This is a genomic window from Streptosporangium sp. NPDC050284 (assembly GCF_044459525.1).
Classification (GTDB): Bacteria; Actinomycetota; Actinomycetes; order Streptosporangiales; family Streptosporangiaceae; genus Streptosporangium.
Genome location: NZ_JBITIZ010000003.1, coordinates 608,730 through 624,267, shown reverse-complemented (window position 1 = coordinate 624,267; position 15,538 = coordinate 608,730). Strand labels below are relative to the sequence as shown.

Annotated in this window: 15 protein-coding genes; 7 read left to right on the top strand and 8 right to left on the bottom strand. The window is 68.9% G+C overall.

Annotated elements, in window-relative coordinates; all coding sequences use genetic code 11:
- Positions 1 to 8: 8 nt before the first annotated feature.
- Positions 9 to 194 (top strand): PspC domain-containing protein, encoded by a 186-nt coding sequence (locus ACIBH4_RS10530; protein ID WP_350942895.1) that lies wholly within the window; start codon positions 9 to 11, stop codon positions 192 to 194.
- Between the two features lie 62 nt (positions 195 to 256).
- Positions 257 to 946 (top strand): lipoyl(octanoyl) transferase LipB, encoded by a 690-nt coding sequence (lipB, locus tag ACIBH4_RS10525; RefSeq protein ID WP_362503737.1) that lies wholly within the window; start codon positions 257 to 259, stop codon positions 944 to 946.
- A gap of 131 nt (positions 947 to 1,077) precedes the next feature.
- On the opposite strand, the gene ACIBH4_RS10520 is transcribed toward lipB, so the two are convergent.
- Positions 1,078 to 2,637, bottom strand: a complete 1,560-nt coding sequence (locus ACIBH4_RS10520; protein ID WP_362503734.1) for an amino acid permease — start codon at positions 2,635 to 2,637, stop codon at positions 1,078 to 1,080.
- 18 nt (positions 2,638 to 2,655) lie between these two features.
- The gene (locus ACIBH4_RS10515; protein ID WP_362764941.1) at positions 2,656 to 3,585 is read right to left on the bottom strand and encodes a phosphotransferase; all 930 of its coding nucleotides are present in this window, start codon (positions 3,583 to 3,585) and stop codon (positions 2,656 to 2,658) included.
- A gap of 75 nt (positions 3,586 to 3,660) precedes the next feature.
- On the opposite strand from ACIBH4_RS10515, the gene ACIBH4_RS10510 reads away from it, so the two are divergent.
- The 3 genes from ACIBH4_RS10510 (at position 3,661) to ACIBH4_RS10500 (ending at position 10,048) form a co-directional block, all read left to right on the top strand.
- A complete protein-coding gene (locus tag ACIBH4_RS10510) occupies positions 3,661 to 6,258 on the top strand; it encodes an FAD-dependent oxidoreductase (protein ID WP_362764943.1) in 2,598 nt (865 codons plus the stop codon).
- A 387-nt stretch (positions 6,259 to 6,645) separates the two neighbouring features.
- Complete coding sequence (locus ACIBH4_RS10505; RefSeq protein ID WP_362764966.1) at positions 6,646 to 7,617, top strand: hypothetical protein; 972 nt, start codon at positions 6,646 to 6,648, stop codon at positions 7,615 to 7,617.
- Positions 7,618 to 7,816: 199 nt separating this feature from the next.
- Positions 7,817 to 10,048: a heavy metal translocating P-type ATPase gene (locus ACIBH4_RS10500; protein ID WP_362764968.1), complete on the top strand. Its 2,232-nt coding sequence runs from the start codon at positions 7,817 to 7,819 to the stop codon at positions 10,046 to 10,048.
- A gap of 57 nt (positions 10,049 to 10,105) precedes the next feature.
- On the opposite strand, the gene ACIBH4_RS10495 is transcribed toward ACIBH4_RS10500, so the two are convergent.
- From ACIBH4_RS10495 to ACIBH4_RS10485, 3 genes are all read right to left on the bottom strand, one after another.
- Positions 10,106 to 10,732, bottom strand: coding sequence for a hypothetical protein (locus tag ACIBH4_RS10495; RefSeq protein WP_362503725.1), 627 nt, complete (start codon positions 10,730 to 10,732; stop codon positions 10,106 to 10,108).
- Positions 10,733 to 10,783: 51 nt separating this feature from the next.
- On the bottom strand, positions 10,784 to 11,467 hold the full coding sequence (locus tag ACIBH4_RS10490; RefSeq protein WP_362503722.1) for a hypothetical protein: 684 nt from the start codon (positions 11,465 to 11,467) through the stop codon (positions 10,784 to 10,786).
- A 200-nt stretch (positions 11,468 to 11,667) separates the two neighbouring features.
- Positions 11,668 to 11,979: an STAS domain-containing protein gene (locus ACIBH4_RS10485; RefSeq protein WP_362503719.1), complete on the bottom strand. Its 312-nt coding sequence runs from the start codon at positions 11,977 to 11,979 to the stop codon at positions 11,668 to 11,670.
- 181 nt (positions 11,980 to 12,160) lie between these two features.
- Between ACIBH4_RS10485 and ACIBH4_RS10480 the strand changes: the two genes are divergently transcribed.
- Positions 12,161 to 12,580 carry a hypothetical protein gene (locus ACIBH4_RS10480; protein ID WP_362503716.1) on the top strand — a complete coding sequence of 140 codons (420 nt, stop codon included), beginning with the start codon at positions 12,161 to 12,163 and terminating at the stop codon, positions 12,578 to 12,580.
- Positions 12,581 to 13,214: 634 nt separating this feature from the next.
- On the opposite strand, the gene ACIBH4_RS10475 is transcribed toward ACIBH4_RS10480, so the two are convergent.
- Entirely contained in the window at positions 13,215 to 13,412 is a 198-nt protein-coding gene (locus ACIBH4_RS10475; RefSeq protein ID WP_362503713.1) for an HGxxPAAW family protein, read from the bottom strand.
- Between the two features lie 129 nt (positions 13,413 to 13,541).
- On the opposite strand from ACIBH4_RS10475, the gene ACIBH4_RS10470 reads away from it, so the two are divergent.
- The gene (locus tag ACIBH4_RS10470; protein WP_362503710.1) at positions 13,542 to 14,024 is read left to right on the top strand and encodes a MarR family transcriptional regulator; all 483 of its coding nucleotides are present in this window, start codon (positions 13,542 to 13,544) and stop codon (positions 14,022 to 14,024) included.
- A gap of 197 nt (positions 14,025 to 14,221) precedes the next feature.
- On the opposite strand, the gene ACIBH4_RS10465 is transcribed toward ACIBH4_RS10470, so the two are convergent.
- Positions 14,222 to 14,743 (bottom strand): pyridoxamine 5'-phosphate oxidase family protein, encoded by a 522-nt coding sequence (locus ACIBH4_RS10465; RefSeq protein WP_362503707.1) that lies wholly within the window; start codon positions 14,741 to 14,743, stop codon positions 14,222 to 14,224.
- A 49-nt stretch (positions 14,744 to 14,792) separates the two neighbouring features.
- Positions 14,793 to 15,464 carry a DUF899 domain-containing protein gene (locus ACIBH4_RS10460; RefSeq protein WP_362764946.1) on the bottom strand — a complete coding sequence of 224 codons (672 nt, stop codon included), beginning with the start codon at positions 15,462 to 15,464 and terminating at the stop codon, positions 14,793 to 14,795.
- Between the last annotated feature and the right edge of the window lie 74 nt (positions 15,465 to 15,538).

Sequence of the window (15,538 nt, the reverse complement as noted above, 5' to 3'; positions counted from 1 at the left end):
GAGGCAACGTGTACCGTTCGAGAAATCACAAGATAATCGCCGGAGTCTGCGGCGGGATCGCGGACAGTCTCAACATGCCGCCCACCCTTGTCCGGGTGTTCTGGCTGCTGCTCTCACTCATCCCAGGGCCCCTGTGGGTCGCCTACGTGCTGATGTGGATCTTCGTCCCCAAGGCGCCCGCAGCCCGCTACTAGGGCGCGGGCCGGTGTTCCGGACCCCGGGTCACGGCGCGTCCCGGTGAAATTAAGCTGGGGGCATGAGGCGACGCCCAATGTCCCTGGTCCAGGACGACCTGGTCGACTACGAGAAGGCGATGGAGCGGATGACCGACATGGTCGGTCAGCGGCAGCGCGACGAGCGCCCCGACACGCTCTGGTTGCTCAGCCACCCGCAGGTGTACACCGTGGGCAGGCGAACCCCTGAGCAGCACCTGCCCGACCCCGCTCACGGCATCCCGGTCGTGAGCACGGGTCGCGGCGGGCAGCTCACCTACCACGGCCCCGGCCAGCTGGTCGGATACCTGATCGTCAAGCTCGGCGAGGGCGAGGGGATCGTCGACTACGTCCGCGAGGTCGAGCTGAGGCTCGTCGGCGCGCTCGGCGCGCTGGGCGTCCCGGCCGAGCGCCGCGACACCCCGCCGGGCTCGGAACTGCTCACCGGCGTGTGGACGGCCGAGACGGGACGCAAGATCGTCTCGATCGGCATGCGGCAGAGCCGCGGTGTCACCAGTCACGGGTTCGCCCTCAACGTCGACGGCGACCTGACCCCGTGGAACTGGGCCGTGGCCTGCGGCATGCCCGACGTGGACATGACGTCCATGGGGCGGGAGATCCCCGCCGCCGCCATGGCGAAGGGCATGACGTTCACGACCTCAACGGGGACCCCCGCCGCCACGACGATGGATCGGGTCCGTGCGGCGGTGGCGGAGGCCTTCGAGGCGAGCTGACCGGCCCTCTCCAGGGCCGGTCGGCTCGTTTCCCGGTCCTCTCCGGGAACGGTCGGTGCGATGGCCTCGCGGTGCGGGGCTCGTTTTCCGGTCTTCTCCGGGGCCGGTCGGCGGGAGGCCCCGCGGGGCGGTCAGCCGGTCGGTTCCCCGCCGGCCGTGCCGGTCGGGTCGAACGCCTCGTTCATGTCGATCGTGCGGCGCGGGCCGGTGAACCAGTGCCTCGCCGACAGCACCCACCACAGGCCCACGGCCAGCACCATCACGCCGACCACGATCGGCGCGTAGTTGACCGCGGTCCAGGTGAAGTCGTCGCTGAACGGCACGGCGGCCGGAACGAGCGGCATGATGAAGTAGATCGAGACGATGACGATCTCGACGATCGCGATCCAGCACATGACCTTGTACTTCGACCCCAGCGTCCAGGGGCCCGGCTCGAACCGGTCACCCATCCGCAGCCGCAGCCAGATCGGGATCGCGAAGGCGATGTAGAGGCCGATGACCGCCACCGACACGACCGCGTAGAAGGCGAGCGGCAGACCGCCGGGGGCCTCGTACAACGCGGGCAGGGTGAGGACGAGCGCGGCCGCGCAGCCGAAGACGATCGCGTTGACGGGGGTCCGGTTGGCGTCCACCTTCGACCACAGGCGCCAGCCGGGGATGGCGCCGTCGCGGGAGAAGGCGTAGGTCATCCGGGACATCGAGGTCACGCAGCTCATCCCGCAGAAGAACTGGCCGATGGTGGAGATCGTGAAGATCGCCGTGGCCAGGTTGCCGGGGAGCGCGCTGTCGAAGATGGCGCCGACGAAGCCGCCCGCCTCGTTCACCGCGTCCACGTCGGTCGCCGCGAACAGGAAGGCGAGCAGCAGGATCCAGCCGCCGATCGCCGAGTAGAAGATCGACTGCCACAGCCCTCGGGCGGCGGCGGTGGAGGCGCCCTGGGTCTCCTCCGACACGTGGGCGCACGCGTCGAACCCGGTGATCGTGTACTGGGTGAGCAGGAAGCCGAGCGGCAGCACGTAGAACCAGTACGACGAGTCGGAGAAGCCGGAGTTGTTGATCGTCTCGGTGAAGACGAACGACATCGACTGGTGCGAGTCGGGGCCGAAGATCAGGATCAGTACGACGACCGCCGCGCCGAAGACGTGCCACCACACCGAGACGTTCTGCAGCGTCGAGATCAACCGGTGACTGAAGATGTTGATCATGCCGTGCAGGGTGAGGATGACCGCGAACAGGATGAACGCGTTGGTCAGGCTGGGGTCCCAGGCGGGGAAGAACCGGTTGAGGGTGATGTTCAGGAAGGTCGCGCAGCCGTAGTCGACCGAGGCCGTCACGGCGATCAGGCCGACGAGGTTGAACCACCCGGTGAACCAGCCGTGGATCGGCTTGCCCATCTTGGCGGCCCACCAGTAGATGCCACCGGCGGTCGGATAGGCCGAGACCAGTTCCGACATGCACAGCCCGATGATCAGGATGAAGATCGAGATCAGCGGCCACCCCCACGAGATGGCGATGGGTCCACCGTTGTTCCACGCCTGGCCGAACGTGGTGAAGCAGCCTGCCAGGATGGAGATGATCGAGAAGGAGATGGCGAAGTTGGAGAAGCCGCTCCAGGTTCTGGAGAGTTCCTGCTTGTAACCGAGTTCGGCGAGTCGCTTCGCGTCCTCGTCGACCGACGTTGGCTTGGTCACTCAAGCCTCCTTGGGGGGTTATGCGGGGGGTGGGAATCCGGAGCTCGCGCCCCGGACGTCGTCGACGAGCCGTCCGAACCCGGGGTCGTCCAGGTCTCGTACGGCTTGCGAGAACTTGTCGGCGGCCTCGGCCTCGTAGTCGAAGTCGGCGTCGGCGGCCTGCTCCTTGAGCAGCCCGTGGTGTACGGAGAACCAGAGTGTCCAGGTCAGGTTGGACATGATCAGGTTGAGCCGGACCCTGGAGGCGAGTCTCCGGTCGTCGGTGCCGAAGTAGGCGCGGGCGAGCCGGGTGGTCAGGTCCGGGTCGTAGTCCGCCTCGGCGGCGATGTCGCCCAGTTCGAAGGCCGGGTCGTTGTTCCCCGAGAGCTGGTAGTCGACGATCCTCACCTCACCGCCGCAGCGGATGAAGTTCTCCGGCAGCAGGTCGTTGTGACACGGCACCGTGGGCAGCGGATCGGCGGCGAGCGCCCTTTCGATCTCCGCCGCCGCGGGAAGGCGATCCCGGTAGCCGTCGGGTGTGCTCAGATCGTGGGTACGGCACGGGGCGAGAAACTCGTCGAGCTTGCGGAAGATGGAGAAGTCGTTGACGAACCGAGGTCCGGCGTGCAGCCGGCGGCAGGCCGCCGCGACGGGGCCGGGAATCGTCCGTACGGCGTGGGCGTCCAGGGTGACACCGTCGAGATACTCCAGCACCAGCGCGCCCGGCAGCCGGTGCAGCACCCTGGGTCCGACCCCGGCGTCCGCCGCGTGGACCGTGTTGGCGATCTCCTGGTCGAGAGGTATGCCCAGGCCGGCCTCCGACACCCGGGGATCCAGCACGCGCAGCAACCAGCGCTGCCCGTCGGCCGTGGTGAGCCGTGAGATCCGGTGGCTGAGTCCACCCTTGATCGGAGTCTCGGTTATGGGCTGACCAGCCCATTCTCGGACGTCCGCTAGAGGATCTGGCATGCCGCCCTCCTTTGGCCTACCTTCATACCATTGATCCGATTCTGTGGACTAGTTGTTACAGAGGGGTTCCCTGCCGTGAAACTTCCCAGATCCGCGCGAGCCGTCGTGATCGGCGGCGGGGTGGCCGGTTGCAGCGTGGCCTACCACCTCGCGAGGCTCGGCTGGAGCGAGGTGATCCTCGTCGAGCGGCACGAGCTCACCGAGGGAACCACCTGGCACTCGGCCGGTTTCGTGGGCCAGCTCCGCTCGACCGTCACACAGACCAAGATGATCATGTACTCGGCCGGTCTCTACCCCGAACTCGCCGAGCTCACCGGGCTGGACCCGGGATGGCGCGGGGTCGGCGGCCTCCGCCTCGCGACCACGCCCGAGCGGGTGGAGGAGTCGCTGAGGCTCGCCGGGGCCGGGGAGACCTACGGGCTCGGCCTGGAGATGATCTCCGGCGCCGAGGCGAAGGAGATGCTCCCGCTGCTGCGCGCCGACGACGTGCGGGCCGCGCTCTGGCTGCCGGGGGACGGCTGGCTGGACCCGGCACTGCTGGCCAGGGCGCTGGCGGCGGGGGCGCGGAAGCTGGGCGTGCGGATATACACCGGTACCAGGGTGACGGGGATCGACGTGAAGAACGGCACGGTCGCCGGGGTGCGCCTCGCGTCGGGGGCCGAGGGCTCCGGCGACGCCGAGGAGTGGTCGGTCCAGGCGGAGACCGTGGTCGTCGCGGCGGGCGCGGCGAGTGGGCGGGTCGGACGGACGGCCGGGGTGGACATTCCGGTTGTGCCGATAAAGCATCAATACGTGGTCACCGAGCCATTCGGGGTTCCTTCGTCCATGCCTACAGTGCGGGATCCGGACAACATTGTCTATTTCCGGGAAGAGAACGCCGGCATTTTGGTAGGCGGATATATCAGGAATCCTGAGATATGGGACACGGCCGCTCCTTTGGAGGAGCCTCGGACCCTCTTTCCCCCTGATATGCCGAAATTTCGGGAATCGTGGGAATCGGCGGTGCGAAGGGTTCCCGCCCTGGCCAACAGCAAGATCACAAAGGTCGTCCACGGGCCCGAGGCGTTCACCCCGGACGGTGAGTTCCTGCTCGGTGAGACCCCGGTCCGCGGGTTGTGGGCGGCGGCCGGATTCTGTGTCCACGGCCTGGCGGCCGCCGGAGGCGTGGGCAAGGTGATGGCCGAATGGATCGTGGACGGGTCGCCGGAGTATGACATGTTTGGTATGGATCTGAGGCGTTTCGGATCCCATGCCCGTTCCGCATCGTGGACTCGCGCCAAGGCCCTGGACTCGTACTCGAAGTACTACGACATCGTCTACCCCGGCGAGGAGCGCACCGCCGCCCGCCCTCTCCGCCGCTCTCCCGCCTGGGTACGGCACGTGGAGCTGGGGGCGGTGTTCGGCGAGAAGTCCGGCTGGGAGCGGGTCAACTGGTACGAACCCGGCGGGCGCCCGGCCGGGGCGGGTGAGACTCTTCCCGTGGACGCCCCGGACGGCCGGAGCCCTCGCCCTCACGGCTGGGCGGGCCGGATCTGGTCGCCCGCCGTACGCGAGGAGTGCCTGGCCACCCGCGACGCCGCGGGCCTGTTCGACCAGACCTCGTTCTCCAAGCTGGAGGTCTCGGGGCCCGGAGCCCTGGAGAGGTTGCAGCGGGCGTGCGCCGGGCAGATCGACAGGCCCGTCGGCTCGATCGTCTACACCCAGCTCCTCAACGGGCGCGGCGGCATCGAGGCCGACCTGACCGTCACCCGCCTGGCGGACGACCGTTTCCGTCTGGTCACCGGCACCGCCTTCGGCGTTCACGACGCCGCCTGGCTCAGGGGCCGGGGTCTCGACGTTCGAGACGTCACCTCGGCCCACGCCTGCTACTGCCTGTGGGGTCCGCGGGCGCTCGACATCCTCGGTTCCGTGTCCGGCGACGACCTCACCTTCGGCTACATGAGGGCGAGGGAGATCAGCGTGGGGAACGTCCCGGTGCTGGCCCAGCGGGTGACGTTCGTGGGCGAGTTCGGCTGGGAGCTGTACTGCCCGTCGGAGTACGGGCTGACGCTGTGGGACACGCTCATGGAGGCCGGAGCGCCGTACGGCATGCGGCCTGCCGGGTACCGCGCGATCGACTCGATGCGCCTGGAGAAGGGCTACCGCGTCTGGGGCATGGACATCACCCCGGAGACCACCCCCTATGAGGCGGGCCTGGGGTTCGCGGTCGCCCGTGACAAGGACTTCATCGGCCGCGCGGCCCTGGAATCCGCCCGCCGCCTCATCGGCGACCGTCCAGCTGACGACCGCTCGTCCGGCGACCGTCTCGCTGAAGACAGCCCGGCCGATGCCCGTCCCGCCGCCGACCACTCGACCGTCGACCACTCGTCCGGCGACCGATCGGCCGGCACTCGTCCCGTGCGACGTCTGTTCTGCCTGGTCCTGGACGACCCCCGCCAGGTCTGCCTGGGCGGGGAGCCGGTCCGTGTCGGTGGGCTGCCCGCCTCGCGGGTGACGAGTGGCGGGTACGGCCACCGCGTCGATCGCTCGATCGCCTACGCCTACCTGCCCGAGGGCACCGCCCCCGGCGACCGGGTCGAGGTCGGTGTCACCGGGACCTGGGTGGGCGCCGCCGTCACCGCGGAACCTCTCTACGACCCGTCCTCGGAGCGTGTCCGGCGTCTGCCGTCCTGATCCGCACCCCGACGCCCCGCGAGGACGCGCTCCGCCGGGGATCGAAGGAGGTGCTCACGCCGGACCCGCCCACCGGCGGAAACGGGGAGGCGTCCCGGAGGAGCCCGGAGGGATGGGACGGCGCCTCGGGGCCCGGGGAGGCGTTCCGGGGGGCTTGGGGGAGGCAAGGGACGCCCGGGGTGGGATGGGGCCTGCCCGCGATCTTCCGGAGGCCTCAGGATTCTCAGAATTCCGGTAAGTCCCTTCATCCCCCTGTGCATCGGTCATCCTGTGACCTGGAGACCGGCGTCAGGTATACCCCCCAGGGGTTGCCCAAAAGGGTGGTGGTGTGGCACTGTAGGCGAGCGAGAGGATACCCCCTATGGGTATCTGAGAGGGGTGATCACGATGAACGGCGCGCTCAAGGTGGGGGCGTACGCGCTGGTGCTGGCCGTGGTGTTCGGCGGCGCCCTGGGGGCGGGCCGGATGGCCGGTCCGATCGGAGACGCGGAGGCCCAGAGCTCTCAGGGTGCCGGTGCCGAGCGGGGCGAGGGTGAGGGCTCGGAGCACGGAGCCCATCAGCACGCGACGGCCGCGAAGGCGCCGGCCGTTCCCGCGGGGCTCCAGGTCTCCCAGGACGGATACATGCTCATGCCGGAGACCGACGAGGTCAAGGTGGGCAAGCGGACCGACTTCCGCTTCACGGTGATCGGCCCCGACGGCTCCCCCGTCACCGGTTTCACCACGCAGCACGACAAGAAGCTGCACCTCATCATGGTGCGCCGCGACCTGACGGGTTTCCAGCACCTGCATCCCACCCAGCTGGGAGGCGGGGTGTGGTCGGTCCCGCTCAAGCTTCCCGCCGCAGGGGAGTATCGCGCGTTCGCCGACTTCGCCCCCGAGGGCGCGGGGCCGCTGACCCTCGGCATGGACCTGTCGGTGGCGGGCGACTACCGGCCGAAACCGCTCGCGGTCCCGGCCGAGACCGCCACCGTGGGCGACTACACCGTCACCCTGAAGGGCGATCTCATTCCCGGCCGTACGAGCATGCTCACGCTCTCGGTCGCCAAGGACGGCGAGCCGGTCACCGATCTGGAGCCCTACCTGGCCGCGTACGGGCACCTGGTCGCGCTGCGTGACGGCGACCTGGCCTATCTGCACGTGCACCCCGACGGCGAACCCGGTGACGGGCGCACCACGTCCGGCCCGAACATCACCTTCTACGCCGAGGTGCCGAGCGCGGGGACCTATGGGCTCTACCTGGACTTCAAGCACGGCGGGACCGTGCGCACCGCCGCGTTCACCGCCGCCACCAGCCCGGACCCCGAGGATGGCGGAGCCTCGTCGGGCGACGGCCACGGGCACAGCCACCAACCGTGAAATACCCCATAGGGGTTACGCGTTCTCATAACGAGGAGAGACATATGTCTGGGCACACCCATCACGTGCCGGGACGGTGGACGGGCCCGCTCCCGGACGGCGACGAGGGTTTCGCCCCCGCGGGCCGTCCGGTGACGACCCCGGGCCACGCACGACGGCCAGGACACGAGGCAAGGGACGAGGAGAGGTCGTGATGTCCATGACCACCGGCGAAGCATCCGCCCGCGGCGAGATCGAACTCGCCATCGGCGGCATGACCTGCGCCTCCTGCGCGGCCCGCATCGAGCGCAAGCTCAACAAGCTGGACGGCGTGACCGCGACCGTCAACTACGCCACCGAGAAGGCGAAGGTCACCTACCCCGCGGACATCACCCCCGACGACCTCGTCGCGGAGGTGGAGAAGGCCGGATACACCGCCGAGCCGCCCGCGCCTCCGGCGTCCGAGAAGACGGAAGGGGCGGCCGGTGAGGAGGAGGGAGAGCGGGACGGGCTCACCCCTCTCAGGCAGCGCCTGATCACCTCCGTCGTGCTCTCGGTGCCGGTCATCGCGATGGCGATGATCCCGGTGCTTCAGTTCGACAACTGGCAGTGGCTCTCCCTCGCCCTGGCCGGTCCCGTCGTGGTCTACGGAGGGTGGCCCTTCCACCGGGCGGCCTGGACCAACCTGCGGCACGGCGCCGCGACCATGGACACGCTGGTCTCGATGGGGACGATCGCCGCCTTCTCCTGGTCCCTCTGGGCGCTGTTCTTCGGCACGGCTGGCATGCCGGGCATGCGACACGGCTTCGAGTTCACCCTGTCCGGGGGCGAGGGCTCGGGAAACATCTACTTCGAGGCCGCCGCCGGGGTGACCACCTTCATCCTCGCGGGCCGCTACTTCGAGGCGCGCTCCAAGCGCCGAGCCGGTTCCGCGCTTCGCGCGCTGATGTCGATGGGCGCCAAGGAGGTCACGCTCGCCTCGGGGAAACTCGTCCCTGTCGGTGCGCTCAAGGCGGGCGACCTCTTCGTCGTACGGCCGGGGGAGAAGATCGCGACGGACGGCGTGGTCGAGGAGGGCTCCTCGGCCGTGGACACGTCCATGCTGACCGGCGAGTCGGTCCCCGTCGAGGTACGGCCGGATGACGCGGTGGTCGGCGCCACCGTGAACGCCGGGGGGCGGCTCGTGGTCAGGGCCACCAGGGTCGGCTCGGACACCCAGCTCGCCCAGATGGCCAGGCTGGTGGAGGACGCGCAGAACGGCAAGGCCGCCGTGCAGCGGCTGGCCGACCGGATCTCCGCGGTGTTCGTGCCGATCGTGATCGCGCTGTCCGTGGCCACGCTGGGCTTCTGGCTCGGTACCGGCTCAGGCGCCGCCGCGGCCTTCACCGCAGCCGTGGCGGTGCTGATCATCGCCTGCCCCTGCGCCCTGGGCCTCGCCACGCCGACCGCGCTGATGGTCGGCACCGGCCGGGGCGCCCAGCTGGGAATCCTGATCAAGGGTCCGGAGGCGCTGGAGTCGACCCACGGCATCGACACCGTGGTCCTGGACAAGACCGGCACCGTGACGTCGGGCACGATGACCCTCAAGGACGTCTTCCCCGCCGCCGGTGAGAAGCGCGAGGAGGTGCTCCGGCTGGCCGGAGCCCTGGAGGGCGCCTCCGAGCATCCCGTCGCCCGCGCCGTCGCCCGCGCGGCGGACTCCACCGCCGAGGTCGAGGACTTCGCGAACATCGAGGGCCTCGGCGTCCAGGGCGTCGTCGACGGGCACGCCGTCCTCGTCGGGCGGCCCCAGCTGCTCGCCGACTGGTCGCAGCACCTGCCACCGGAGTTGGAGGAGGAGCTGGAGCGGGCACAGACGCGCGGGGAGACGGCGATCGCGGTCGGCTGGGACGGGAAGGCCCGCGCGGTGCTCACCGTCGCCGACGCGATCAAGCCCACCTCGGCCGAGGCGGTCGCCGCGCTGCGCGCGCTCGGCCTGCGTCCGATCCTGCTCACCGGCGACAACGAGACGGTGGCCCGTACGGTCGCCGAGGCCGTCGGCGTCGAGGACGTGATCGCCGACGTGCTGCCCGCCGACAAGGTGGAGGTCGTCAAGCGGCTCCAGTCCGAGGGCCGCACCGTGGCCATGATCGGCGACGGGGTGAACGACGCCGCCGCGCTAGCCCAGGCCGATCTCGGCATGGCGATGGGCACCGGCACCGACGTCGCGATCGAGGCCTCCGACCTCACCCTGGTCAGGGGCGACCTGCGGGTGGCCGCCGACGCGATCAGACTGTCCCGCCGCACGCTGCGCACGATCAGGGGCAACCTGTTCTGGGCCTTCGCCTACAACGTCGCCGCCATCCCGCTGGCCGCGTTCGGCCTGCTCACCCCGATGATCGCCGGGGGTGCGATGGCGCTCTCCTCGGTGTTCGTGGTGAGCAACAGCCTGCGGCTGCGCCGCTTCAGGTGAGGTGAAAAGGATCACGACCGTGTCCTGGCCGGCGCTCAGGACACGGTCGTGGAGCGGTCAGGGAACGGGGCAGATCCGATGATCGGGGCCCGGGACTCTCTCGCCGGGCCCGTCATCCTCCGACAGCCGGAGGATCTCCCCGACCGTCGCCTCGTCCGCGGCGTAGATGTGCGGCACGTCGACGAAGACCCTCATCGATCCGCAGCCGACCGTGAGGCCGTCCGCGACCTCGCGCTGGATGCCGCGCAGCGGTACGTAGTTCAGATAGGACGTGTAGACGTTCTGCGACCGGAAGGCGGCGGTCATGACCAGCCTCCCGGCACGGAGCCTGAAGGCGAGGCTGGTCAGGCAGGGCACCGCGTCGGGAGACTCGCCGGGAGCGGTGAGCGAGATCCAGCCGCTCTTGGTGTACGGCTTGGCGCGCAGCACGTCGGTGATCCAGCCGAGTTGGTCGACGCCGAGAAACTGGCGGAGTCGCCCTCCGTAACTGTATTTGAACGGTGGGACGACCGATCGCTCGCTGAACTTGCTGGAGTACAGCGGGATCTTTCCGGCCTCGCCGTAGCTTTTCAGGACCGGATCGTCCCAGGCCAGGCTGGCGACCTCGAAGAGCACCGCCGGAGCCTCGATGATCGGGCCGCGGTCGTCCAGGGCGGGCCCGCCGTTGTGTGTCACATGTCGCATCAGCCAGATCCACGTCTCCCCACAAGACGCGAATCTGAGGAGGTCGGGCATTCAGGTCTCCACGTTGGGGAAATGGAAGGGATTGTGTGGGAGCCGGCGTTGCCGGGAAACATTGGCGCGGACGTAGTAGACGAAATAGTGGACCAGCGCGAGCAGTCCGATGACCACCAGGAGCAGGGCGACGGTCGGTGCGGTCCCGATCATCCCGAGCACGCCGACCGCGATGTAGGAGCTGTTGACCAGGGCGAGCATCATCACGTTGATCCCCGGCCAGGCGAGTGGCGCGTACGTCTCCGGATAGCGGGGATCCACCGGCAGGTTGGGAGTCCAGCCGAGGGCCGCGAACTGGTCCTTGAGGTGGACCGTGTAGAGCAGGCGGAAGTTGTTGAGCGCCCGCGCGGTCCTCATGTGCGCGTTGACCGCCTCGATCAGCCGGAGGAAGGGCAGCACGCTGAGCAGCCCGAACGCGGCGGTCATCGCGAACAGGTGCCAGGGCACGCTGTGCCAGGTGGTGAGCATCGCCGGGCTGACCACCTTCGCGCTGGCCAGTGCGACCGCGGCGGCGAACGGGGCGGCGAGCAGGCTCATGGACAGCCGGGTCATCTTGATCCGCTCGTCCTTGGCCGCCAGGTAGACCTGGTAGGTCCCGGTGAAGTCCACGGACACGAGGGCGAGGAATTCCCCGGGTTTGACGGGCAGCCCGTCCAGGGTCTCGGGCAGTGCTTCCGCGGTCATCCGCGGTGACATCCTCCGCATCGGGACCCCACTTTCGAGGGATAGTGGATTTTCCCGTAAGAAGATATTGACTTATTTGTCAGGCGAATGAGTGCTTTTTAACGATATACGTCTCAGATTTCTGACGTCCGTGGAGGCTCCTCCAGGGTTGCGCCTTTTGTGGGGGTGGCTGAGGGGTGCCCCGGAGTCCACCCCTCACGTCAGTGTCCTTCCGCCGCCCCGAGTTCCTCTCCCGCGAGGGCCGTCTCCACGGAGGTGGCCATCGTGAAGTGGGCGAGGAGCCCGGTGACGGCCATCATGTGACGCAGTGTCCGGCTCGCTCCGGCCAGCACCAGGCGGGTCCGCGTCTCCTGGCTCTTGCGCAGGATCCACAGCAGCTCCGCGAGCCCGGTGGAGTCGCAGAAGGTGAGCCCTTCCAGATCGAGGATGAGCCGGGGCGCGACCTCGGCTCCCGCCGCCGGGGACGCCTCAGGGGAGGAAGAAGCAGGTGGCGGGGGGAAAGACAAGGTCATCGTGGGGGTCGAAGACGGCCCGTCCGACGGTGGCGTGTCCGGAGGAAGGGGAGAGGGCTCCTCGGGGAAGACCGGTGGCGGGCTTCCCGGGGCGGGGGGAGGCGGGCTCCCGGGGAAGAACGGTGCGGGAGGTTCGGGCGACAGCGGTGGAGGCGGGCCCGAAGGGTGCGGATCTTTCGGGGTGAGCGAGCCTTCCGCGAGCAGTGGTGTCTCCGGGAGAAGAGGGGACTCCGGGAAGAGCGATTTCTCCGGAAAGAAAGGGGTTTCCGGGAGGAGTGGTGTCTCGGGGAGGAAAGGCGAGCCTGAGAGGAGTGACGTCTCAGGGAGGAGCGGCGTCTCGGTGAGAAGCGGAGCCGGGATGGGCGACGGTGCCGGAGGCGTCGGAAGTTCGGAGGGTGCGCCGGGTGCCAAGGGTGTCGGCAACCCCGGTGGTGTGTCGAGCGACGAGGGGGCCGCGGGGTCGGACGGCGCGTCGGGTGTCCGGGACGCTGGAAGCTCCGATGGTATGCCGGGTGCCGTGGGCGGTGTGAGTCTGGATGACAGGTTGCCGGTTCCCTGGCTCCAGGCCTGGGTGAGATTCCTCCGCAAGATCGGCGCATAGTCGTAGTCAAGCTCGCCGATCAGACGGACCACGATGGCGTTTCCGCGTACGTCGGCCGAGATCGAGAGCGTGTTCACACCTTCGGGTGACATGGAAAGGCTCCTTAGACCCGCAGTTCACAGGGCGGGCGTTCCCTCCGTCTTACCAGGTATGCGGCCTGGGCGGCCCCGGTAGGAGAATTACACTATAGTTGCATGCTTTCGTCCCATCTGGCGGATGTGGGATGAGCGCCCGACACCCTGGCCCGTCGGACCCTCGCTCGGACGGGCGCCTCCCCTCGCGGACTTGACCGGGCCGGGTCCGGGTGAGCTGGAGAGGCTGGAAACGGGCGAGTGGCCCGGAAGCAGAGAGGCTTGGAAAACCGACAGGCCGGTCCCTCGTTCGAGGGACCGGCCTGTCGGCTCAGATAGGGGGTGCGGCCTGGTCAGAGGCTGAGGGGCGTGCCCGATGCGGCCTGGGCCACTGTCACGGGCTGGGCCGGGCGGACGGAGGCGTGAGGTTCCGTACGGGATCGTGCCGCTTCTCCGGGAACCTCCCCCGCCTCAGGTGTTCTCGGTGCCGGGCGGCGACGCATGCCGCGCTCCGACACCGGTCGCGGCCCGATCTCCTTGCCGAAGCCCAGCCGGTGGAGGAGTCACCCCAGCGCACCGCCCAGGATCACGACCCCCGCGCCGATCCAGAAGAAGAGGACGTTGGCGGCGGTCATCGCCACCCCGGAGATCGCGAAGCCGATGATGCAGACGATCGAGCCGGTCCAGCCCGCCACGGTGTGTCCCATGTCGTGCTCTTCGTGGATCGCGGTCAATTCCGCGAGGTCTTTTCTGATCCCCACGTCTCCTCCATCGGAAAGCACCGTCCCTGGGGGTCGTGGCGGATCGCAGGGGCGGCGGGCGCTAGGTTGGGTCGGCCTGTATAATTTATCTCATGAGCTAAGCTTCTTAGATAGTAAGGGGATTTTGTGGTGGAAGGCAAATCCGAAGCCGTCGTCTCGCCGCCGGAGGTCCTCGCCCGGATGGACCGGTTGATCGCATTGAGCCTCGTGGGGCAGCACACGATCGCCGAGCGCCTCGGGATCAACGTCACGGATCTGACGTGTCTCGGCTTCGTCCTCGGTGCGGGAGAGGAGGCGCTCACCGCGGGACGTCTCGCCGAGCTGGCCGGTCTCACCACCGGGGCCGTCACCGGGGTGGTCAACCGCCTGGAGAGCGCGGGCTACGCCCGGCGCGTCGCCGACCCCCGTGACCGCCGCCGTGTCCGCATCGTCCCGGAAGAGAAGTCGGCCGCCCGCATCGCGACAGCGTACGAACCCACCTATCGGCGGCTCACCGAGCTTTTCGAGAGCTATGGCCCGGACGAACTGGCCGCCATCTCCGACTGGTTCACGCGTGCCGCCGACGCCATGAGGCTCTCCTTGGCCGAGATCCGCGAATCTCCGGCGTCCTGAGGGGAGTGGGTCTCACCCGGCCGCCGACGGGGCGGCCCCGAGTGCCGCCGGCGCGGCGGCCACCGCCGGAGGACCGAGTGTCGCGGCGGTAGGTCGGCGAACTCCACGGTGCGCTCCGAGAGCCCGCCGATGGCCGCGAACGCGCGGGTGCGGGCGGCGGGCGGGGCGCGAACGGGTGTGAGGTCTGTCGGTCCCGGTCACTCGAACCGCCAGCGCGTCGCCGTCCTGCCGTCCGAACCGTAACCGAAGGCGCGCGTGGGCGTGACCCGGTAGAAGCCGTACTCGGGTGAGCCGGGAAGGTCGTCACTGTAGGCGGAGCCGTCGCGCACCATGAGCTCCCAGTGGTACTTGGCCTTGAAGGCGGCGGCCACCTGCCGAAGCTCGGCCTCCTCCCGCGCCCGGGTCGCGTTACCCTCGATCACGAGATCGAGGTTTTCGCCGGCGGCGGTGATGGCGCAGTGAGGGTTGACCGCGAGGTTCCTGCCCTTCCGGGAGTTCGGGCGGGTGGTGATCCAGGGGGCGCCACCGGCCCACACCGGAAGTACGGGCGCGGCGTGCGCGCGACCGTCGGGCCACACAGTGGAGAGCCAGGCCTTCGGCGCGGACTCAAGACACACCCGCGCCTCGTCCCACGGTTTGACCGTCGCTTCGTCCGTGCTGAACGGTGTCGCGTCGGCCTCGCCGAACAGAAGTTCGGCGACGGGGATCGTCTCGGTCATTCGGGGTCCTTCCTGGCCGCCCGTCGGGCGGTGATCGATCGGTTGGTGCTCAGACCTCGTACTCGTCGTGCAGACGCCACCACGTGTGGGGCGAGGTCTGAGGCCGGCCTTCCGGGGAGTCCTCCCAGGTCTCCTGCCGGCCGAACGGTGTCAGGTCGAGGAAGGTCCAGCCGCTGCCGAGCCGCTCGACTCCCCGCCTCGTGGTGGAGTAGGTGCGATAGACGGTGTCGCCGTCGCGAAGGAAGACGTTGAGCGCGAACCCGTCGCCGGCTCCCATGTCGTCGTTGAAGTCGTTGCCCAGCGAGGAGAACCACGGGATCGTCCAGCCCATGCGCTCCCTGAACGGTGTGATCTCGGACATCGGGCCGCGGGAGATCAGCACCACCGAGGTGTCACGGGCGTGGAGGTGGCTCAGGTGTCCGATGTTGTCGGTGAACATCGAACACCCCGAACAGAAGGTGTCGGCACCCAGCCACATGAAGCTGTAGACGATGAGCTGGCGCCGCCCGTCGAACAGGTCGAGCATGCTCACCTGCCCGTCCGGGCCCTCGAACACGTACCCTCCGTCGGCCCTGCCCTCGCCGCCGATCCGGACCATCGGCATCCTGCGCCTCTCGGCGGCGAGCGCGTCCTGCGCACGGGTGTTCTCCTTCTCCTTGACCAGCAGCGCTTCCCGCGCTGCCTGCCACTCCTGGGCCGATACGACCTGAGGACGGTTCATGATGCTCTCCCTCCAGTAAGTTCCCTAAAGGAACCGACAAGAGAACGATAACAGGAGACCGTTTCTTCAGGGAA